The sequence below is a fragment of the Fictibacillus terranigra genome, from assembly GCF_030412265.1.
Taxonomy (GTDB): domain Bacteria; phylum Bacillota; class Bacilli; order Bacillales; family Fictibacillaceae; genus Fictibacillus_C; species Fictibacillus_C terrinigri.
In genome coordinates this window covers 94655-113125 of the sequence record NZ_JAUHLN010000002.1, presented here as the reverse complement: position 1 = coordinate 113125, position 18471 = coordinate 94655, and the positions used below count along the sequence as shown (strand labels likewise).

Here is an 18471-nt window from a genome sequence, read left to right as displayed (position 1 = left end):
GTTCTTAAGCGCCGCCAATATTAGTCGTTTCATTTTGATCTTTTTTTGACTTTCGACCCAAAATAGGCTCCAGTTTTTTGTATAAATAATTTGTAAAAGGAAGAGAAAAAAATACACAAATATACGTACCCAAAATGGTTGTAATTATGTTAGCAGCTCCCGCGAAAACTGCAATATCCTTTGCGGATTCTGGAAATATAACGGCTAATGCTCCAGACATCGCAGCCATCATACTCCCTGACCCTACTCCGGCTCCCATAGCGAGTGAAATCGGGTGAAACCATCCCGTCTGAGCCATAAAACTCGCTAATACTGACAAATATAAAGCCCCAAACAAGGTACCGCATACATATACTCCTATTGCTCCACGTCCTTCTGGTGAATCAGAGCCATACTTTTCAGCAATAATTGCTAAGTTAGGTTCTCTATCAATGGAAAAGGTAGCTCCAACTGCTTCTCTTTTCATTCCAAGTAGTAAAGCAATTGGTAAACCTAAAAGGATTGTCCCTGCAAAATGTCCTGCTTCTTGTAATCCTAAAGAAATTCCCGCCTCAAATATCTTCGGCAATGATGGGCCCATTAGCATTCCTAATTTAGCTACAAAAAGCATGAATGAAATACCTAAAATATTGGCCGCCAAATTCATTTCCTTCATTTTTACTATATTGAATGAAGGTAAACTAATAATGGCTCCAATAATTAATGCATACAACATTGGAAACAAGGCAATGGTTCCAATCCCAATGTTAAAGTTTTTTACTCCGATAAATTCTGCTACACCGACTAGTATCAAAACAAATAAATGAATTTTCCAATTATTCCGCAGAGAATTTTCTATCACGTTTTCGTCCTCCTTTTAAAATAGTACTGATGCTTATTGGATTTTTTGAGTAGTATTTATAGCTAGTGCAACGATTAGTGAAATACCTTGAATCATCGCTTTTTCATCTGGCAGAAAGACATCACTATGCAGCTTGATGGGTTCCTCTGTGTTTTCTCCTACTCCCAAGAAAACAAAAGTACCCGGGACTTTTTCTAAATAGAAGGCAAAATCTTCACTTGCCATACTTGGTTTATTCAACCACTGAACTGAGTTTTCTCCAAATAAATCAGAAGCAATAGCAGCGGCATGTTCATTAAATTTCGGGTCATTTATAGTTACCGGATACCCAACTGAAAAATTAAACTTTATATCAACTTCTAATTTAAGAGCTGAAGCGACCCCCTGGATAATTCGTTTAATACTTTGCCTCGCTTCCGTACGTGTGTTCGCATTTAGGGTTCGTACAGTTCCTTTAAAACTAGCTTTTTCGGGAATGATATTGTAGCCATCTCCCGCTTCAATTGTTCCGATTGTAATAACAACAGAATCTACTGGATCAATTTCTCTGCTAACAATTGTTTGTAGAGCCGTTATAACCTGAGCAGCACCCACAATAGCATCTACTCCTTGATGAGGTGCTGCCCCGTGACCTTGCTTACCTTTTAATACCACATCAAAAGAATCCATACTTGCCATAATTTCACCATTTCTAAATCCATATATTCCAGTTGGTAACTCAGGCCAAACATGAAAAGCAAAAACATGGTCAACGTTCGGGTTACTTAATACACCCTCTTCAATCATCATTTTTCCTCCACCCTTCATCTCTTCAGCAGGTTGAAAAATGAATTTGATCGTACCCGAAAGATAATGCTTATTTTGAGACAAAACTTTAGCCGCAGCTAGTAACATTGCGGTATGCATATCATGTCCGCATGCATGCATAACCCCAGGCATTTTAGATTTATAGTTTACATCTGTTTTCTCCTGAATAGGTAATGCATCAATATCAGCCCGAAAAGCTAGCACAGGCCCTTCCTTTTCTCCATGAAGAATACCAATAACCCCTGTCTTAGCTACTTCGGTTGTTACTTCAATTCCAAGCTCTTTTAAATAATTTGCAATTATTTCAGCAGTTTTATACTCTTCAAACCCTAGCTCGGGATTTTCATGGATCATTCTTCTTAATCTCACAGCCTCTTCATATAAACCACATGCTTGCTCTACAATTTCAGCTGACTTTAATGAATTTGAAAAATTTGTGATATTCATTATCATTCATCCCCTAAAAGAAAAATATTTACAAAGTAAGAATTGACAAGATGTCGTCAACCCAGCAATAAATTATTTTCGGCAGGTTGTACCGTGTTCATCATCATCCCCTTACGATATAATACGGAAAAACAAAAAGGCTCAAGGTCTCTCTACCTTGAGCTAACTTACAGGGAAATAGACATCACAAAATGTCAGTATGTGCACAAACTGAATTCAAATGATGTTCCATGTACCTCCGTAGTCAGGCCATTTACGGCAGCCTGGTAGAAACTTTCGGGCCATATCCCCGAATTTATACGAAATGATTAACGCCTCAGCGCTAAAAGCCAGTACGCTTTTAAAACTGTGACTTTTATACTGTTTAAATGGAATTATACAAATTGGCACAGAATTCGTCAATCTATTTACGAATGTTTTTTATTGAGAGTTTATTAAATGTTCGTTTTTTATTCCTTCTCGATCGTTCGTGGAATCACTTTTCGATCTTTAAGCACGAGAAGGCTACTATTAAGTCAGTTGCATTAATCGCCATCATACCACTCCATATTCATGGAGCAAATGTAACTTCAATCGTTCCGCATTGACTTATAAAAACAATCTTCTGCATACTTTTCATTACATGGTGTAGTTTGGCCCTCTTTGTAGTTCCACCTAAGTATCATATTCCTTGTATCAACTCTTATAAAAGAAATTCCTAAGTAGACAACTCAAAAAAGGAAGGCATTATTTCCTCAATGCTTTGCCACTTGGAGTTACATTTTCGGGTGGATCTTGGACTGATTTAATCTATCACGTTTTTGAAAAAGAACAATCCTATTTGCCTTTATCCATTAGCCCAGATTCAACAAGATTCGGGAGGCGATCTTCAGAAAATTGTAATATTTATGTCCGAGTATTATAAAAATTCAGTTTATAATGAGGAAAAAGAAAGTATCTCCGTTAAAGAATCAGTAGTTGAAAATAAAAGGGAATTGCTTGAAGATAAAAAAGTTCTTGAACAGATCGAAAAGCGTATTAAATCTAGACATCAATACGTCCACCCTTTGGTACAAACAAAGTAGTAAGGAGTTTGACGCGAAATCGAAAAATTTCATCTTTCCTCTTAATTTTAACCATCAAGCCCTCGGCAAAGAACCGTGGGCTTGATCTTTGCCTTTTTATCAAAAGGGATTTTTTCGGTGGAAAACCGGATCACATTGGAAAGGACGCGGCTATATATAATAGTTCTGGAAAGCTTTCCAAATAATCATTTAAATATCCGATCCTACTTCTAATAATCCATTAATCTCTGAAACATAAGAACCGTTCATCGGCTGATCCAGTTACCTTGTTAAACCATGAGGTAGCTGTTTCCTTCAAGACAAGGTTTAGCGCTTGAATATTTTTTTTACCAGTATCTTTTAACCAAGCACGTCCTACTTCTTCACCATTTTCAGCAAATGGAGCAACACCATTTTTCCATGTTGCCCGGCCGCAGAGAACACCGTTGAAGGCAGAGCCTGATTTCTTCGCAAATGCTAAGGTTTGTTGGAACAGTTCTGCACTTACGCCAGCGCTTAAAAAGATAAATGGCAATTTCGTTGCTTCAGACTGCTCTTTAAAATACGCTGCTGCTGCTTCCTGACTATAGGCTGTCTCGCCTTGAGTGAAGCCCCCCACAAAATTCATATCCACTGGAACTTCTACCTTTAAAACATCCACCTTGTATTGCGGTTTAGAGAATTCCCTCATTGCTTCAATGACTTTATGAGGCTTTGCTTTGGCATATTCCATGCTTGCCACATCATCATACTTGGCATCGTAAGTCACAATCTCTAAAAAAAATGGAATGTCTTCCGCTGCGCATTCAGACCCGACCCGTTCCATATAAACATGCTTATAGTCATTAATTTTTTCATCTTCATCGACATCGTAGTACAGTAAAAATTTAATCGCATCTGCACCAGCTTCCTTCAGGCGTCTAACAGACCACTCTGTCAATAAATCAGGCAAACGGCCCACCGCTGCTGCATCATAGCCTGTTTTTTCATAGGCCACAAGTAAACCTGCGTCTGAATGGCGGACTTTTGCAGCCGGCAGACCATATTCCGGATCCAATAGAATCGATGTTGCATACGGTGTCAACTCTTCTGAAACTAATTCTTTAAAACGGACGATCCCCTCATCTCCGACAAAATTTGAACTTCCTGCAGCAATCATTTTCTTTAATGAACCGCGCTGATCAATTGCCAAAGCTCCGATAATCCCATTCTCATCGGATAAACGTTTTAGAGCCGATAATTTATTTTTCGTTAACATCGATAATCACCTCTGCTAATCTATTTTTTTAATCTCTACCAATTCAAAAAATGGACCGAACTTCGCAATGTCAATATATCCTGTTCCTGCTTCTATCGTATTAAGCAAGCCTGTTGTCATCGCGGTTTTCAGTACGTCTGAAACAGACTGTTTTCGTTTCAGAGCAACCGCTAATCCGGCAACAGTGGCATCACCGGATCCGACAGGATTCACCACGTCGATAGCAGGGATAGTAACTCTATAATAATCTCCACCATGTTTGACGAAAGCACCGGACTCTCCCAGTGAAACGACAACCCATTCAATCCCATCAAACATTTCATTGATTAACACTCGTTTCAGGCTGCTGTTACTCCTTTCCACTTCTATGCCAAAAAGCTGGGACAGCTCCGCAATATTCGGCTTGATGGCAAATGGTTTCACCTTATGGTTCAAAACCTGTTTTAACGATTTTCCTGAGGTATCAACAATCACGGGAATTCCCTTCTCCTGTCCAATTTCTACCATCATCTGGTAAAATCCAGACTCTAATCCTTTTGGTAAACTACCCGAAATGGTCACAAGGGTAATTTCAAAAAGCAGTTCCCGATATTTTTCTAAAAAGGCTGCCCCTTCTTCCGCCGATAAAGTCGGGCCGGATTCTAAGATTTCTGTTTGCTTGCCATCATGAAGAATGGCGATACAATTTCTTGATTCTTGATTAATTTTGAAAAAGTTATTTCCAATATCGCTTTTCTTCAATTCCTGAATAATGAAATCGCCGATAGTTCCGCCAAGCACACCTGTCGCCATAACGTCTTCGCCCATTTGCTTGACGATCCGAGCGACATTTAACCCTTTACCGCCAGCTGTTTTATAAACATTTTCTACACGGTTCACATGATCCAGTTTTAAATCCTGAATCGGATACGATATATCAACGGATGGATTCATCGTAACAGCTAAAATCATCGTACTCCCTCTTCCTCAATGGAATCTTTCGCTTGAAACAGGCAAACACCAACAAGATACGTCGCATTTAAATCAAGCTCCGGCGTCAATACGATAAAATCAGCATCATGACCGGCTGAAATCATGCCGCATTCCCCATCAATTCCAATACTTCTCGCAGGTGCTGTACTTGCCATATAGATGGCTTCCTCCGGGGTGGTAATTCCCCAATCAACGGAATTTTTTACAGCGTCTTTTAATTGCAAAATACTGCCTGCTAAACTTCCGTTCTTCAATCAAGCTGCCCCGTTCTTCACTTCGACAGGAAATTCTCCAAGTTGATAGCGGCCTTCACTGCACCTCTGTTTAGAAAAAGTAGCTGCCAAGCAACCTTTCACGAAATTTACTTATATTCATGGATGGTTACACCTTTAACGACACGATTAACCGCTCCACTTGGCGAAGGAGTATCAGGTTTATTCCCGACATTAATCGAAGCCAGCAGTGCGATCGTTTGTCCAACCATGAGGAAAGGCAATGTCAGGTAAGCATCCGGTAAGGTACGAGCGTCATCGTCGAATAAGAACGTATCACCGACATAATTCTTGCCCCCGTCCACTGCGATGGCACAAATAGCACTGGCGATTTGATCCTGTCTCAATTCATTTAACATATCGAGGTCGTAACAACGGGTATACGGATGGTTGGAAACAAACATAAACACCACTGCTTTTTCATTTACAAATGATTTAGGACCGTGGCGGAATCCGAGTGATGAATCAAAAGAAGTGGCAATTTTACCAGCAGTTAACTCCAAAATTTTTAATTGAGCCTCTCTTGCCAAGCCCTCAAAGCAGCCTGAGCCAAGATAAATAATTCGTTCAAAGCCGGAAGAAATCATTTTTTTAATATCAGCTTCTCTGCTAATAACGCTTTGACCCATGCGGCGGATCGTTTCGACAATGTTCAATTTTTCTTCGATCGATAGCGTATCAAAAATGAGTAGTGCAGTCAGGGCCATACAGGTGTAGCTTCCAGTCATCGCAAAGCCTTGATCATTGGATCTTTCAGGCATCAATAATAAGAGGTTATTTTCATCCCCTTTTGCCCGTTGTGCCAACTTCCCATCCTTAGAGCAGGTGATTGTAATTTGATAAATATTTGTTACCACTTGTTCTGCTAACTCCACAGTGGCAACACTTTCTGGGCTGTTTCCGCTTCGTGCAAAAGATATTAATAATGTCGGGATATCCGCTTTTAAGAATTGATACGGGTTTGATACGATTGTCGTTGTTGGAACGCTCATCAAGTCCCACTGTTTCTCATTCACTTTTCCTTTAATAAATGGAGTTACAGTGTCACCGACATAAGCGGAAGTTCCTGCTCCCGTAAAAATAACCCGGATACGATCATGTTTTTCCGTCATATTTCTCAAAAATGCTTCAATCTTTGAACTCTTCTTAGTGTACAATGCAAATGTTTCGCCCCATAATTCAGGCTGTTGTTTGATCTCCGCTGTTGTAATTGAAGCCCCTAGTGGCATTAAATTTTCCCGACTTAACGTAAACATCTTTGACACTCCTCGTCTAATATTTAGTTCCCTTCGAATACCCGTAATCCCGCACCAACGACGCCGTTGTTCTCCTTAATCGTGCTAATCGACATGTGGCTTAATAAATGCTGTTGTTCAGGGATTTGGTACAATTTCATTTTTTCTACTATAATTTCAAGCAAAAAAGGGTTGTTAGTAATGACACTTCCACCAAAAACTACTTTATGCGGGTCCAGTAAGCAGGAAATGGAATAGAGCGCTTGTACCCAATTGTCTGTCACCTCGTTTATGATGTTCTGATACTCACGTGCCCCGCCTTTGTAGCGTTCAAAGACATCCTTAGTTGATAGTTCCGCCATCTGCAATTCCTTTTGTGCTAATTTTTCAATCGCAGGTCCCGCAGACGCTTGTTCCAGTCGCTCTAATTTCTTGGCAGTCTTTGAAAAGACTGGAATCAAGCCGAGTTCTCCGGCAAATCCAGCTCCCCGGAAAAATGAACCGTTTTGAATAATGGAACAGGAAATGCCTGTACTGATTGTCACATAAACAAACGTTTCATCGCTTTCTGCCTGGGTCTCTTTCCACTCGCCAAAGGCAGCCATGTAAACATCATTGTCGATCGTAATCCGCTGGAGTCCGAATTGGTCTCGTAAACGGGAAGTAAGGGGAAACTTGGTCCATGGTAAATTATTTTGAAAAACCGCAATCCCTTGTTCACGATCTACCTTGCCCGGTACACCGACACCAATACCATACATATCTGCAATTGTAAAAGATGAATCTTCAAGAACTTGTTCTACCGCTTTTACGACTCTAGTAAACATCTTTTCTCTGTTAGAGGGATCACTTTTTGTCTCCGCACGATTCAGCAATTCCCCTGTTTCCGAAATGATTCCAGCAGCAATCTTTGTCCCGCCAATATCAATTCCAATTGCCTTATTCATATTCACGCTCCTCTACTAGCAGTTTTGTGTATTCTGCTGTAAAAATTGCTGCATTGAGAAGACGAGTTTTCCTCAACAAATTTATTACATGCATTATACAAAGTTGGATTGTTGGTACAAGTAAACAAATTCATTTTCCTACCTGAATCGTTAATACAAAAAACATATAATGCGAACATACCCGATCACATTATATGTTTTTCAGGAAAGACTTTAACGAGGCGTGTATGCAACAAATCAAATACCCGGCCCTTTGACTCTTGGGCGCTCCCGATTGTTTGCCAGTATTGATCTGAAGGCTGTCTTTTAGTAACGCAGCTTCGATGACCACAGCAAGATTTGTTCCGCCAACCACTCCTCCTCATCCGTAAGTGATACGGCCGTTTTAAACGGGGAACCACCAGCTAAATCACATAAGAATACGATAGATTCACATTCTTATAATCTTGATAAAGCCTCAAGCAGCTTTCTCTCAAGATCGCCTGTCGAATCGTCTTCAAGAAAATCCACGTATTCCACATTGGATTAATCCCCAGCGATCAGTTTTACAGATGATTGAAGGCCTAAACGTTTGTCGATTCGCTGTTAGCAAACTATTCGGCATGAAATTAGCCCCCCATTTTTTTGATGAAAAGGAGATATACTAACTCCTGCACAACCCTGTTTAACATTCCAAATGTTGAAAGGTTGCTATGGAGAAAATCCCAATCAAATTTGAATTTGGAAATATCAATCAGACTTTCGGCCAACAGGACATAATCATGTAGGTTGTAGGTACGTCACTACCAGACGAGGTACACCTAGATTAATTTTCTAGGCGGACATGGTATTTAAACTTATCACCCCTGGCGATCGTATTGGTATATTCAATGACCCGGTTTATTCCATGTGTTATTCGTTCAATACGTAAACATGGCAGGGATGGAGGCATTTGTAGCAACTTTGCCTCTTTTTCATTTGTCATTACTGGCATAAACAACTCATCTGCCATTGTGATTTCTGTTTCAAAACGATTTCTGAAAATATCGTATAAAGCTGTATTTTCTAGATCTTTTTTTGTTATACCCGGAAATAAATCATAGGGTACAAAAGAAGTTTCAAGCATCATTGGTATATCATCAGCAATACGTAATCTCGAAAAACAATATATTTTAGTGCCCTCAGCAACTATAATCTTATTACTAATCTTTCGATCGGCTTCAATAACATCAAACGATAAAACTTTCGAGACAGGAACCTTACCCAACTTTTTCATCTCTTCTGTGAAGGAATAAAATTTAACCAGTTCTTGATTAACTTTTTTTGGCGAGACAAAAGTACCTTTTCCATGCACTTTATAGATATATCCATCTTTCTCGAGTTCGTTTATCGCCTGCCGAACTGTTGTCCGAGATAAATCATACTGTTGGCATATTTCCCTCTCAGACGGTAACTGCCCATTTTCTCCTATTTCATCTTCCATTTTATTAACTAATATATCCATCAACTGGATATAAAGGGGGATTCTGCTGGTCTTATCAATTCGTGTCATGTCTCACCTCTATTGGTAATGTGGTCACTACCAGTGTACTCCCTTTTCAACCTTTAGTAAAGGTTTTTAACAAAATGTATTAGGCGCGGTAAACAAGACCACTACAAAGAACTAGTGCATTAAATATATTAATCAATGCAATAAGCTCTGGAACACTGTGTATTTGAGTGAAGCAATAAAAGAATTTAATAAAAAGAAGAATTACTTCCCCACATCTTTTATTTAAAGGTCTTAGTGAATTAGCTGGTAATCTATTTGAATCAAATTTATATTCTTCAGGAAGATTAATATTCCCATCTTAAAGGTGTATTCTATAACTTAAGCCAAATCCCTTAACATACAGGTATTTGGCTATATTTATGTGGAAATTTGCCAAGCGTAAAAATTTCCGAAATGTTGGCGGTACCCCATCAAGTTAAAATTTTATGCACCCCCAAAAACGACTTTTTGTAACATTTATCGTTTTGGGGTGACCTGTTTTCTTAGCTTGATAGGCATGTGATGGTCTCCTTTTATAGAGCAATTTTTCCCTTCTGACAGATTACTTTGCGGTCTACAGCAAGAACCCTGCACCAAGATCTAAAAAAACAAACGACAATAGGAGAAGCAAAATGAGCGACAAAAAGATTCAAAAGAAAGGAACAAAGTGAAAAATCAAGAACAACCAGAAAAACAAACAAATCCAACCGAAGGTTATAGCACCGACATTTTAATTTTTAAATAAAAGCCAAGAGACTTTTTTATGTCTCTTGGCTTCAGAAGTCATTTAATTATTTTACAACTATTAAAATTTTATCATGAATAGACAGCTTTTGGCTTGGTTTCGTAAAACGATTGTTTAAAAGAATCTCGCCGTTTTTTATCTTTTGAACGATTTCAGTTCGACTCCAATCTTCAATATAGTCTGCAAGTGTACGGTCTAAACGGAAGCTGCCTTCAGCTGAAGATATGTTAATTTCATAGAATGTTTCAGTTGATTTAAAAAGGGAAATTTTCTCACCATCCTGGATTAGATTGAATTCTGTTTCGACAAGATTGGCTGGGTCAACATGTTCAGAAAACGATTTATAGATATCTAGCTTCTTGTTCCACGAATGATTCTTCGGACATTTATAGATGGCAAACTGATAGATGTTTTTACCGTTCGCGTTATGTCTTCGAATCGTAGTGTCTGTAAAAATCGTTACTTTCCCGCACATTTTGCATTGCTTTCTCACTGTATCGGCTTTCTGTTTTTTACGAAGCACTAAAGAGTATTGCTCTGTTTGCATTTTTTTCACCTCGAAATAATAGCGAGGGAATACAACTTCTATTTGAAAATCTTGCAGGACGCAAAACCCTTTAACAAGGAGAGCAAAGAACGCATAATTAAAAGTTTAACGGACTGCAGTTCGCTGTATTTCCTCTGTAATGGGATGTAGACAGACTTCTCCCGTGGTCAAAAACGAGATGTTTTTTAACGGTTGAGAAGCAATCCAGTTGTATCCATTACAGATTAGATGTTGGCATACAGGTCACTGAAGTTCCTTTCTTTCAAACAGATTAGTTTAATTTTACCATATTTTATATGAAATGGATACAAAAATATCTTTCTTATAAAATGACATTTTTAAGTCTCTTGGCTTTTATGAGATCCAAATTATAATTTAAAATGATCTCCCTTACACACAGAGGCACCCGATCAGATATGACCGGGGTTCAAAGGAAAGAGTTTTATTCGGATTACTTTAATATATGTAATGGGTCCAATAGGGACTTCGAGTTCAATGAAAAAACGCAAGTAAGCAATTCGTTAACATAATGATGTTTTTTTCTTTAACAATCGCGCTCGTATTATAAGCTTAACCAGTTTATCTGGTTAGCTTATTTTTTATGGTTTATTCTTTAGGTAGCCGGGGTAAACTACATCAATTGTTGTTCGATCCAATCTATATATGTTTCTTCAATAACCTCTGCTGGTTGTTCGTAAGCAGACTGTATTCTCATTTTAATTGCTGCCTTAGATGTTTCTTTAAATATATCTCTATATCCGAAGAGATAGGCTTTACGTCCAATCCTTAATATAGCTACTTACATATATTATTTTGAGGATGCCATTCCTCGAGTCAAAGACTTCCATTCGAATGGACGCTCTGTGAAATTGGCCATTCACAGAGTTTTTCTTTATTTAAGCAACATAAAAACAGCCGTCTCCGAAGAGACAGGCTTTTTCTCTTTCACCTTCCATTTCTTGTTGCATATAGATAAGGGAGTATCATGTATTTCATGCTGCTGATAACCCTGCATCTCATCCCCTATCTGCAGGGTTATTTGCTATCTGGCACAATCAACTTCACATTTGAACGATACATAACGATATCTCCAATTACACAGTAATCCTCTGTTGATCATTCAGTTGATCATTAATGGCAGCCGCGTCGTAATTTTCTGCAGTTCTAACAAACGCCTGATTATCATGTGTAACCACTATTGATCTCTCCCTTTGGCTTTTAATCCCCTCCACGTGGGGTCGTGAACAAAACCTTACATTGAAAGGGCAATAAAAATAGCGTTAGCTTAATGCCAACACCTATCCCCTAATCTCTTCAGTTAATTGGACTCTGTCACTCCAGTTGCAATCCATGCAACAAGCAGCAACTGCAGAATAATCATAAGTTGCGACAGAAAAGGGGACAACCACAACCAATTTTTAAAACGAGCCTTCCAATTGATCATTTCTTACACCCTCTCGATTTCTATTTTTTCAGCGTCGGATTTGATCTAATCCTCAACGGAAGCCAGCAGATGTCCTGTATCGCCAAATGCATTAATCTGTTCTCTATCCCCAATCACTCGGTGAATCGTCTTCTTTGGTTTAGGTGTGACCTTTGGTTTTGGAAGTGGATTGGTCGTTACCTTTTTCTTTTTCAAAATTTCAGCCAGCATGGCCAAAGTTTTTGGACCAGCTGAAGTCTGAGTGATCAGGCTGATTCGTATGACCTGAGCGTACTTATATTTTTCCTTTTAACATTTTCTTTAGTTCATCAATGGTAATTATCCTCATTGCCACTTAGGTACCCATTTTCAATTCCACCTTGTGGTTTCTAATACATCGGAATCAGTAAAAAACTAAAAGGCGGGCCAAACGGCCGGTATTAGTGCTTCTAGTAAAGGGACATAATGTAAGGAAATATCGACATGATGGAAGCCGGTAATCTATCGCGAATATCTCTCATCAGGTTAAACCCGGATTCTAAGTTCTCAATCCGGAAAAGTATCTTTTCTTGAGTATCATTTATTTTTTCAAGAGACTCACTCGTTTTCTCAATAATGTCGAGCAAGGCTTTTTCTCTCAAGCAGTCCAACCAGTTTCAATGATAATTTTCTTCCTCAGTAGTCCCAGTATCCCTAGATACCATTGAAGAGATAAATCGACAAATAGTTCTGCAGGAACACCTAGTTATTGGAGAGATGAATCAATACACTTAGCAGTGATGAGACTATAAGTAAACTAATGGAAAAAGGCATCCGAAATAAACTATGGATGCCTTTGCTTTGATTTGTTCAAGCCATACTTCCTCCTTTAAAACTGGTGTTAATGGTCCTTACTCTTTTCTATCCTTGCAAATACTATTCAGAGCCCGAATTTTTGAATTTTTTTATAAAATGTGCTTCGCGGGATTTCGCACAGTTTTGCAGCAAGCGTCACGTTTCCTTTTGTTTTCTTCAGTGCGTCCATTATCACATCACGCTGTACTTTATCCCGAAAGGAAAGGGATGGCTCCTCTTTTAAGGGTAATTGGTGTTCTGCTTCCTGATGTTCCAATGGCAGCAGAAGACGGTTCAGTTGATCAGTGTCCATTGTGGCCGGCGGCAAAATATGCAGCCGTTCGATCACATTAAATAGCTCTCTGATATTGCCGGGCCAGTGGTAGGCCATCATTTTTTCCATTAAATGATCCGGCCAGTTTGGAACAATCCCGCTTATCTCGCAATAATACCGGATAAGATCGGGAATGTCTTCCTTTCTCTCGCGGAGTGCAGGAACCACCAGCGGATAAACGTGGAGCCGATAAAATAAATCTTTCCTAAACGACCCTTTCTGAACGAGCTGTCCCAGATCCTGATGAGTGGCACAGATCACCCGGAAATCAACCGGGATTTCCTTCGTTCCTCCGACAGGGGTCACTTTTTTCTCCTGGAGCACTCTTAGTAGAGCCACCTGCATGGCCGGTGAAATTTCCCCGATTTCATCCAGAAAGATGGTTCCTCCGTCCGCCTGCTTAAATTTCCCTTCGGCCCCTTGTTTTTTAGCGCCTGTAAATGCACCCGGTGCATAACCGAATAGTTCACTCTCCATCAGTTCTGCCGAAAGCGCTCCACAGTTTACGGCAATGAACGGTCCTTTTTTTCTTGGACTGTTTTCATGAATTGCACGAGCGACCAGCTCTTTTCCTGTTCCGGTTTCTCCTGAAATATAGACACTCAGAGAACGGGGGGCAACCCGTTTGATCCCTTCGATCGTTTGTTGAAAGGCAGGACTACTGCCCTTTTCGCCAGGGAACGAAAAAGTAGAACTGCCGACTGTTTTCTGGACTTGTATTTGCGGACTCTGCTGATCGGGCACCAAACGGACACAATAACCAATGATGCTTTTGTGGTCATTATATAATGGTACTTGGGTTTCCTTGATCAGACCAAAGTGAATGGCGTCTTTGATTTTCATTCCAGCCAAATCCGTACATCTTCGGCGAAGGGCTTGCCCCATAGCTAAAATCTTACCGGAAGGGCTGCAGATCGCCAGGTGGGGATGGGCTTCAATCATGTCCATGGACAGCTGGATGAGTTCCATCTCCATCTGACAGGTCTGGACTCTCAGTTCCTGTTCAATGGCCTGTGAAACCGAAGCCACAACACCGAGCATATACGGATGAGCTGAATCTATCGGGCAGGAAACATCCAGAACACCGAGGATTCTGCCTTCAGGATCATGCACAGGAACGGCAGAACAGCTCCATTGATGTGATGCGATCGAATAGTGCTCTGTCCCGCTGACGAGCACAGCCTCTTTGGTTTGAAGGGCCGTACCGATAGCATTGGTACCCACTTCTTCTTCGGTCCATTTGACCCCTTCGACAAAATTGATTTTCGAGGCATCAGCAACTATCTTCCGGCTGCCGGTCAGTGACAAAACATAGCCTTCGGAATCAATTAAAAGCGCCATCATTCCTAGCTCATGAATGGCCTCTTTCATTCGTGCGATATGAGGCTGGGCCGCTTCTAAGAAGAAAGAACTTTTCTTTTTTTGGTGGAGCAGCTCCTCCTGTGATAAAATATGGCGCCCCTTGGTCAAATAAGGATCCACTTTGACCTCTTTGCACCGGTGCCAGGATTCCTGAATGCGTTTACTCAACCGGGATGGATCGAGAACTCCTTCATGTACAAACCGCTTCCATGTGCTCAAATAACAGTTAGACGCAAGCATTTTGACCTCCTCTATCCTATTAAGAGTGTGGAAAACAAAGCTTGTCCAACAACCAACATCATATTTTAGAATTTTCTGTCTGTTTTTTCTTATTATATCGGAGATTTAAAACGCTTACAATCCGCATAAAAAAAGGCACGCAAATGCCGTGCCCGTAAGCGAAGCTGATGATCCTTTGTGTTTCTTTCAGGAAAAAACGACACCGCCATCAATCATGATGGATTGGCCGGTCATGTAGTTGGAATCATCGGAGGCCAGATAAGAGACAAATTGTGCGACATCCTCCGGTTTTTCTGGACGGCCCAGGGCAATTCCCTCAGAAAACTGCCTGAACGCTTCCCCTCTTTTTAAATCCATATACTCTGCCATACGTTCATCAATATGTTCCCACATCTGTGTTCCGACAATGCCGGGACAATACGCGTTTACCGTAATCCCAAACTGTGCCAGTTCTTGAGCAGCCGCTTGTGTCAGTCCCCTGACCGCAAATTTGGTGGCTGAATACACACCGAGGAGGCTAAACCCTTTATAACCGGCGATGCTGCAGGCGCTGATAATTTTGCCGCTCTGTTGTTTTTTCATCTGCTCTGCGGCTGCCTGCAATCCGTACAGCACACCAAACACATTCACATTAAAAATGCGCTCCAAATCTTCTTTGGTTACCTCGAGCAGGGGCTTGACCTGGGCGATCCCTGCATTAGAAACCATGACATCCACACTGCCGAACGCCTCTTGAGCCTGTGATACGATTTCGAATACTTCGTCCCTGTTGCTGACATCCGCTTTAACGGCGAGACTTTTTCTCCCAAGACGCTCAATTTCCCCTGAGACGCTTTCTGCCTTCACCTGGTCAACATCATTGATTACTACGTTAAACCCGTCACTTGCCAGACGTAATGCAATGGCTCGCCCAATGCCCTGGCCGGATCCTGTAACGATCGCTGTTTTTAATTCCTTCATGCTTTTCTTCCTCTCTTCCGTTTTAAATCAAGCATGAACCGCCTGGCCAACCGTACTGGCAATCGCCTCTGAAATGGCCTCAGACAGAGTGGGATGGGCAGCGATAAAATCCTCAAGAACGTCCACGGTTAACTCGCCGTGAAGCATGAGCGTTCCCTGCCCAATCAGTTCAGTCGCCCGCGGACCGACAATGGAAATGCCGAGCACTTCATTGTACTGCGGATCAATCACTACTTTTACCTTTCCGAATGGCTCATTGAGAATCAGTGCTTTTCCGTTGGCACCAAAAGAGAACTCCCCTGTTAGCACGTCCCCGTACTGTTGTTCTGCCTGTCTCTGTGTCAAGCCGACACTGGCAATTTCCGGAGAGGTATAAATACATCGTGGTGCCGCTTTGTAATTCACTTTCCTGTTACGACCGCAGGCATTCAATGCAGCCACTTTCCCTTCATGAAAGGCCACATGAGCAAGCTGAATTCCTCCTGTTACGTCTCCTGCAGCAAAAATGTGCGGCAGGTTCGTCTGCATGTACTCATTGGCCTGAATTCGGGCTTTTTCAGTGACTATGCCTATATCATCAAGGCCCAGACCGGTTACACGAGGTTTCCTTCCCACAGAAACCAACACTTTTTCAGGACTCATGTCGACCCGCTGTCCATCAACCTCATAAATGGCGGTCTTCGTATGTGCCTCAAGCTTTTTTAAGGAGGCAGACGTATGTACTTCTACACCGTCCGTTCTCAGCCGTTCCTCAAGAACAGCGGCAATGTCTGTGTCTTCACCTGGCAGCAGCTGATCTGCCATCTCGATCATCGTTACCTTTGTTCCAAACCGACTGTAAATGCTGGCAAACTCGCAGCCTATCACTCCCCCGCCAACAATGAGGAGCGTTTTGGGAATAGTTTTGAGCTCCATCGCCTGGCCGCTGTGAAGCAACCATTCCCCATCAAACTGCGCAAAAGGAAGCTCCGCTGGCTCCGCCCCTGCGGCTATGATGCAAGATTCAAAGTCTATGAATCGTTCAGAGCCGCTGTTTTCATCGATCCGCAGCGTGTTCGCTGTTAGAAACCTGGCATTTCCAGAAATCACGGTCACCTGGTTCTTTTTCATCAAATATTGAATGCCCGAAACTAGTTGATCTTTAATCGAGTTCTTGCGCTGCTGTACCTTCTCCCAGTTAATCACAGGTTCTGCAGAGGAAACTGAAACGCCAAATTCTTCCGCATGCTGAATTTTCCCAAGTACTTCCGCGCTTTGCAGGAGTGTTTTTGTTGGCATGCAGCCTTTATTTAAGCAGGTACCTCCCAAGGCTGCTTGATCGATCAGAATAACCTCTTTCCCCTGCTGTGCTGCGGTGATTGCAGCAACGTACCCGGCAGGCCCGCCTCCGATCACTGCGATTGTTTCCATCAAGTCCACCTTCTTTCTATACAAGAATTGCAAACGGATCTTCCAAATACTGTTTAATTGTCTTTAAAAAAGCGGCAGCAGGCGCTCCATCCACAATTCGGTGATCAAAAGTCAGGCTCAGCGGCAGAATGGTGCGGCGTTCAAGCTGTTCTCCTTTATACACTGGCTGGTCTTCCGTAGCTCCAATGCCTAGAATCCCGCTTTCCGGAGGGTTCAGGATTGGGGTAAAATGCTCTACTCCATACGCTCCAAGGTTGGTTACCGTAAAGGTTGAACCTTTCATCTCTTCACTGCTGAGCTTCCCTTCTCTTGCTCGGTCTGCCACCGTCCGGATGGCTGCGGACAACTGCGACAGAGAAAGTGACTCCGCATGTTTAATCACCGGAACAACGAGACCATTTTCAAGTGCTACCGCCATGCCAAGATGGACGTTTTCACTTTCGCGGATGGAATTTTCCAGTAAAGTGCTATTCATCACCGGGTGTTCTTGCAACGATAATACAACCGCCCGGGCAATAAAATCAGTCAACGTGAGTTTCGCTCCAATCCTGCGTTGCACAGATTGAGCGCTTTGAGCCTGGAGCGTTTTCAATTCGGTAATATCCGCCTTCATGTTGATGGTCAGCTGGGCAGTATTCAGAAGACTTCTGTGCATCCGTTCGGCAATGACCTTGCGCATACCCGACAATGGCCTTGATGGCTGTTCCGTCAAAGCTGGCGATTCGTATTGTGTAAGAACAGCCGGCTCTTGGCGCGAAATTTGCGATTTTGTCTCCAGTGCCTTTTGCACATCTTCTTTTGTAATCCTTCCTCCCGGCCCTGTTCCCGTCAGGTTTTGAATGTCCAGATTGGCCTGGGCAGCCATTTTTCTGGCAACAGGCGAAATTCTGACCTTTTCAACGGCAGCGGGTAACGTGGCAGGAGAATCTGCCTTTTCTTGCCGCTTTATCTCCGGGTTTTGCCTCTTTGGCTCTGCGGAGATACTGGCTGCGGCCTCTTCCCTGGCCTCTTTTTTTACGATCGTTTCATTCGGCTGCCCGATATAGGCGATCGGAGTTCCAGGTGGCACGCCCTGTCCCTCTTCTACCGCAATCTCCAGAAGGACTCCTTCTCCAGGCGACTCAATTTCCTTTTCTATTTTTTCAGAATTGATGCTGGCGATCAATTCTCCTTTTTGTACCGAATCGCCTACTTTTTTGTTCCAGACGGAAACGGTTCCTTCTTTCATCGCCATACCGAGCTTTGGCATGATAACATTTATGGCCATGTTCGTTCCTCTCCCTT

General features: G+C 41.8%; 14 protein-coding genes, 1 pseudogene and 1 riboswitch. Of the genes and pseudogenes, 1 reads left to right on the top strand and 14 read right to left on the bottom strand.

Annotation, left to right across the window (positions count from 1 at the left end):
• Positions 1-4: 4 nt before the first annotated feature.
• Both QYF49_RS08345 and QYF49_RS08340 read right to left on the bottom strand, forming a co-directional pair.
• Entirely contained in the window at positions 5-841 is an 837-nt protein-coding gene (locus tag QYF49_RS08345; RefSeq protein ID WP_290399178.1) for a DUF3100 domain-containing protein, read from the bottom strand.
• 33 nt (positions 842-874) lie between these two features.
• Positions 875-2095 carry a M20 metallopeptidase family protein gene (locus QYF49_RS08340; RefSeq protein ID WP_290399177.1) on the bottom strand — a complete coding sequence of 407 codons (1221 nt, stop codon included), beginning with the start codon at positions 2093-2095 and terminating at the stop codon, positions 875-877.
• 221 nt (positions 2096-2316) lie between these two features.
• Positions 2317-2418: riboswitch (purine riboswitch) on the bottom strand.
• Between the two features lie 564 nt (positions 2419-2982).
• Here QYF49_RS08340 and QYF49_RS08335 point away from each other — a divergent pair.
• A complete protein-coding gene (locus QYF49_RS08335) occupies positions 2983-3159 on the top strand; it encodes an FbpB family small basic protein (RefSeq protein WP_290399176.1) in 177 nt (58 codons plus the stop codon).
• 220 nt (positions 3160-3379) lie between these two features.
• On the opposite strand, the gene lacD is transcribed toward QYF49_RS08335, so the two are convergent.
• From lacD to QYF49_RS08275, 12 genes and pseudogenes are all read right to left on the bottom strand, one after another.
• Positions 3380-4396 (bottom strand): tagatose-bisphosphate aldolase, encoded by a 1017-nt coding sequence (gene lacD / locus QYF49_RS08330; RefSeq protein ID WP_290399175.1) that lies wholly within the window; start codon positions 4394-4396, stop codon positions 3380-3382.
• 15 nt (positions 4397-4411) lie between these two features.
• Entirely contained in the window at positions 4412-5347 is a 936-nt protein-coding gene (lacC, locus tag QYF49_RS08325) for a tagatose-6-phosphate kinase (protein ID WP_290399174.1), read from the bottom strand.
• Positions 5344-5679 (bottom strand): annotated as a pseudogene (locus tag QYF49_RS08320) (amidohydrolase family protein); the annotation flags it as partial. The gene lacC and the pseudogene QYF49_RS08320, both read right to left, overlap by 4 nt.
• Positions 5680-5729: 50 nt before the next feature.
• Positions 5730-6896 (bottom strand): SIS domain-containing protein, encoded by a 1167-nt coding sequence (locus QYF49_RS08315; RefSeq protein ID WP_290399172.1) that lies wholly within the window; start codon positions 6894-6896, stop codon positions 5730-5732.
• A 23-nt stretch (positions 6897-6919) separates the two neighbouring features.
• A complete protein-coding gene (locus QYF49_RS08310) occupies positions 6920-7822 on the bottom strand; it encodes an ROK family protein (RefSeq protein ID WP_290399171.1) in 903 nt (300 codons plus the stop codon).
• Positions 7823-8627: 805 nt separating this feature from the next.
• Positions 8628-9353 (bottom strand): GntR family transcriptional regulator, encoded by a 726-nt coding sequence (locus tag QYF49_RS08305; RefSeq protein WP_290399170.1) that lies wholly within the window; start codon positions 9351-9353, stop codon positions 8628-8630.
• Positions 9354-10123: 770 nt separating this feature from the next.
• Positions 10124-10624: a cytoplasmic protein gene (locus QYF49_RS08300; protein ID WP_290399169.1), complete on the bottom strand. Its 501-nt coding sequence runs from the start codon at positions 10622-10624 to the stop codon at positions 10124-10126.
• A gap of 1489 nt (positions 10625-12113) precedes the next feature.
• On the bottom strand, positions 12114-12263 hold the full coding sequence (locus tag QYF49_RS08295) for a hypothetical protein (protein WP_290399168.1): 150 nt from the start codon (positions 12261-12263) through the stop codon (positions 12114-12116).
• Between the two features lie 703 nt (positions 12264-12966).
• Positions 12967-14817 carry a sigma-54-dependent Fis family transcriptional regulator gene (locus QYF49_RS08290; protein ID WP_290399167.1) on the bottom strand — a complete coding sequence of 617 codons (1851 nt, stop codon included), beginning with the start codon at positions 14815-14817 and terminating at the stop codon, positions 12967-12969.
• 186 nt (positions 14818-15003) lie between these two features.
• The gene (locus QYF49_RS08285) at positions 15004-15777 is read right to left on the bottom strand and encodes an acetoin reductase (RefSeq protein ID WP_290399166.1); all 774 of its coding nucleotides are present in this window, start codon (positions 15775-15777) and stop codon (positions 15004-15006) included.
• A 27-nt stretch (positions 15778-15804) separates the two neighbouring features.
• Positions 15805-17187 carry a dihydrolipoyl dehydrogenase gene (lpdA, locus tag QYF49_RS08280; RefSeq protein ID WP_290399165.1) on the bottom strand — a complete coding sequence of 461 codons (1383 nt, stop codon included), beginning with the start codon at positions 17185-17187 and terminating at the stop codon, positions 15805-15807.
• A gap of 16 nt (positions 17188-17203) precedes the next feature.
• Positions 17204-18454, bottom strand: a complete 1251-nt coding sequence (locus QYF49_RS08275; protein WP_290399164.1) for a dihydrolipoamide acetyltransferase family protein — start codon at positions 18452-18454, stop codon at positions 17204-17206.
• Positions 18455-18471 lie beyond the last annotated feature (17 nt).

Bases quoted from the DNA above. Each gene is read 5' to 3' on its own strand.
- QYF49_RS08285 (WP_290399166.1), bottom strand. From the start codon at position 15,777: ATGAAGGAATTAAAAACAGCGATCGTTACAGGATCCGGCCAGGGCATT.
- lpdA (WP_290399165.1), bottom strand. From the start codon at position 17,187: ATGGAAACAATCGCAGTGATCGGAGGCGGGCCTGCCGGGTACGTTGCT.
- QYF49_RS08275 (WP_290399164.1), bottom strand. From the start codon at position 18,454: ATGGCCATAAATGTTATCATGCCAAAGCTCGGTATGGCGATGAAAGAA.
- lacC (WP_290399174.1), bottom strand. From the start codon at position 5,347: ATGATTTTAGCTGTTACGATGAATCCATCCGTTGATATATCGTATCCG.
- QYF49_RS08340 (WP_290399177.1), bottom strand. From the start codon at position 2,095: ATGAATATCACAAATTTTTCAAATTCATTAAAGTCAGCTGAAATTGTA.
- QYF49_RS08335 (WP_290399176.1), top strand. From the start codon at position 2,983: ATGTCCGAGTATTATAAAAATTCAGTTTATAATGAGGAAAAAGAAAGT.
- QYF49_RS08310 (WP_290399171.1), bottom strand. From the start codon at position 7,822: ATGAATAAGGCAATTGGAATTGATATTGGCGGGACAAAGATTGCTGCT.
- QYF49_RS08300 (WP_290399169.1), bottom strand. From the start codon at position 10,624: ATGCAAACAGAGCAATACTCTTTAGTGCTTCGTAAAAAACAGAAAGCC.
- QYF49_RS08290 (WP_290399167.1), bottom strand. From the start codon at position 14,817: ATGCTTGCGTCTAACTGTTATTTGAGCACATGGAAGCGGTTTGTACAT.
- QYF49_RS08315 (WP_290399172.1), bottom strand. From the start codon at position 6,896: ATGTTTACGTTAAGTCGGGAAAATTTAATGCCACTAGGGGCTTCAATT.
- QYF49_RS08305 (WP_290399170.1), bottom strand. From the start codon at position 9,353: ATGACACGAATTGATAAGACCAGCAGAATCCCCCTTTATATCCAGTTG.
- lacD (WP_290399175.1), bottom strand. From the start codon at position 4,396: ATGTTAACGAAAAATAAATTATCGGCTCTAAAACGTTTATCCGATGAG.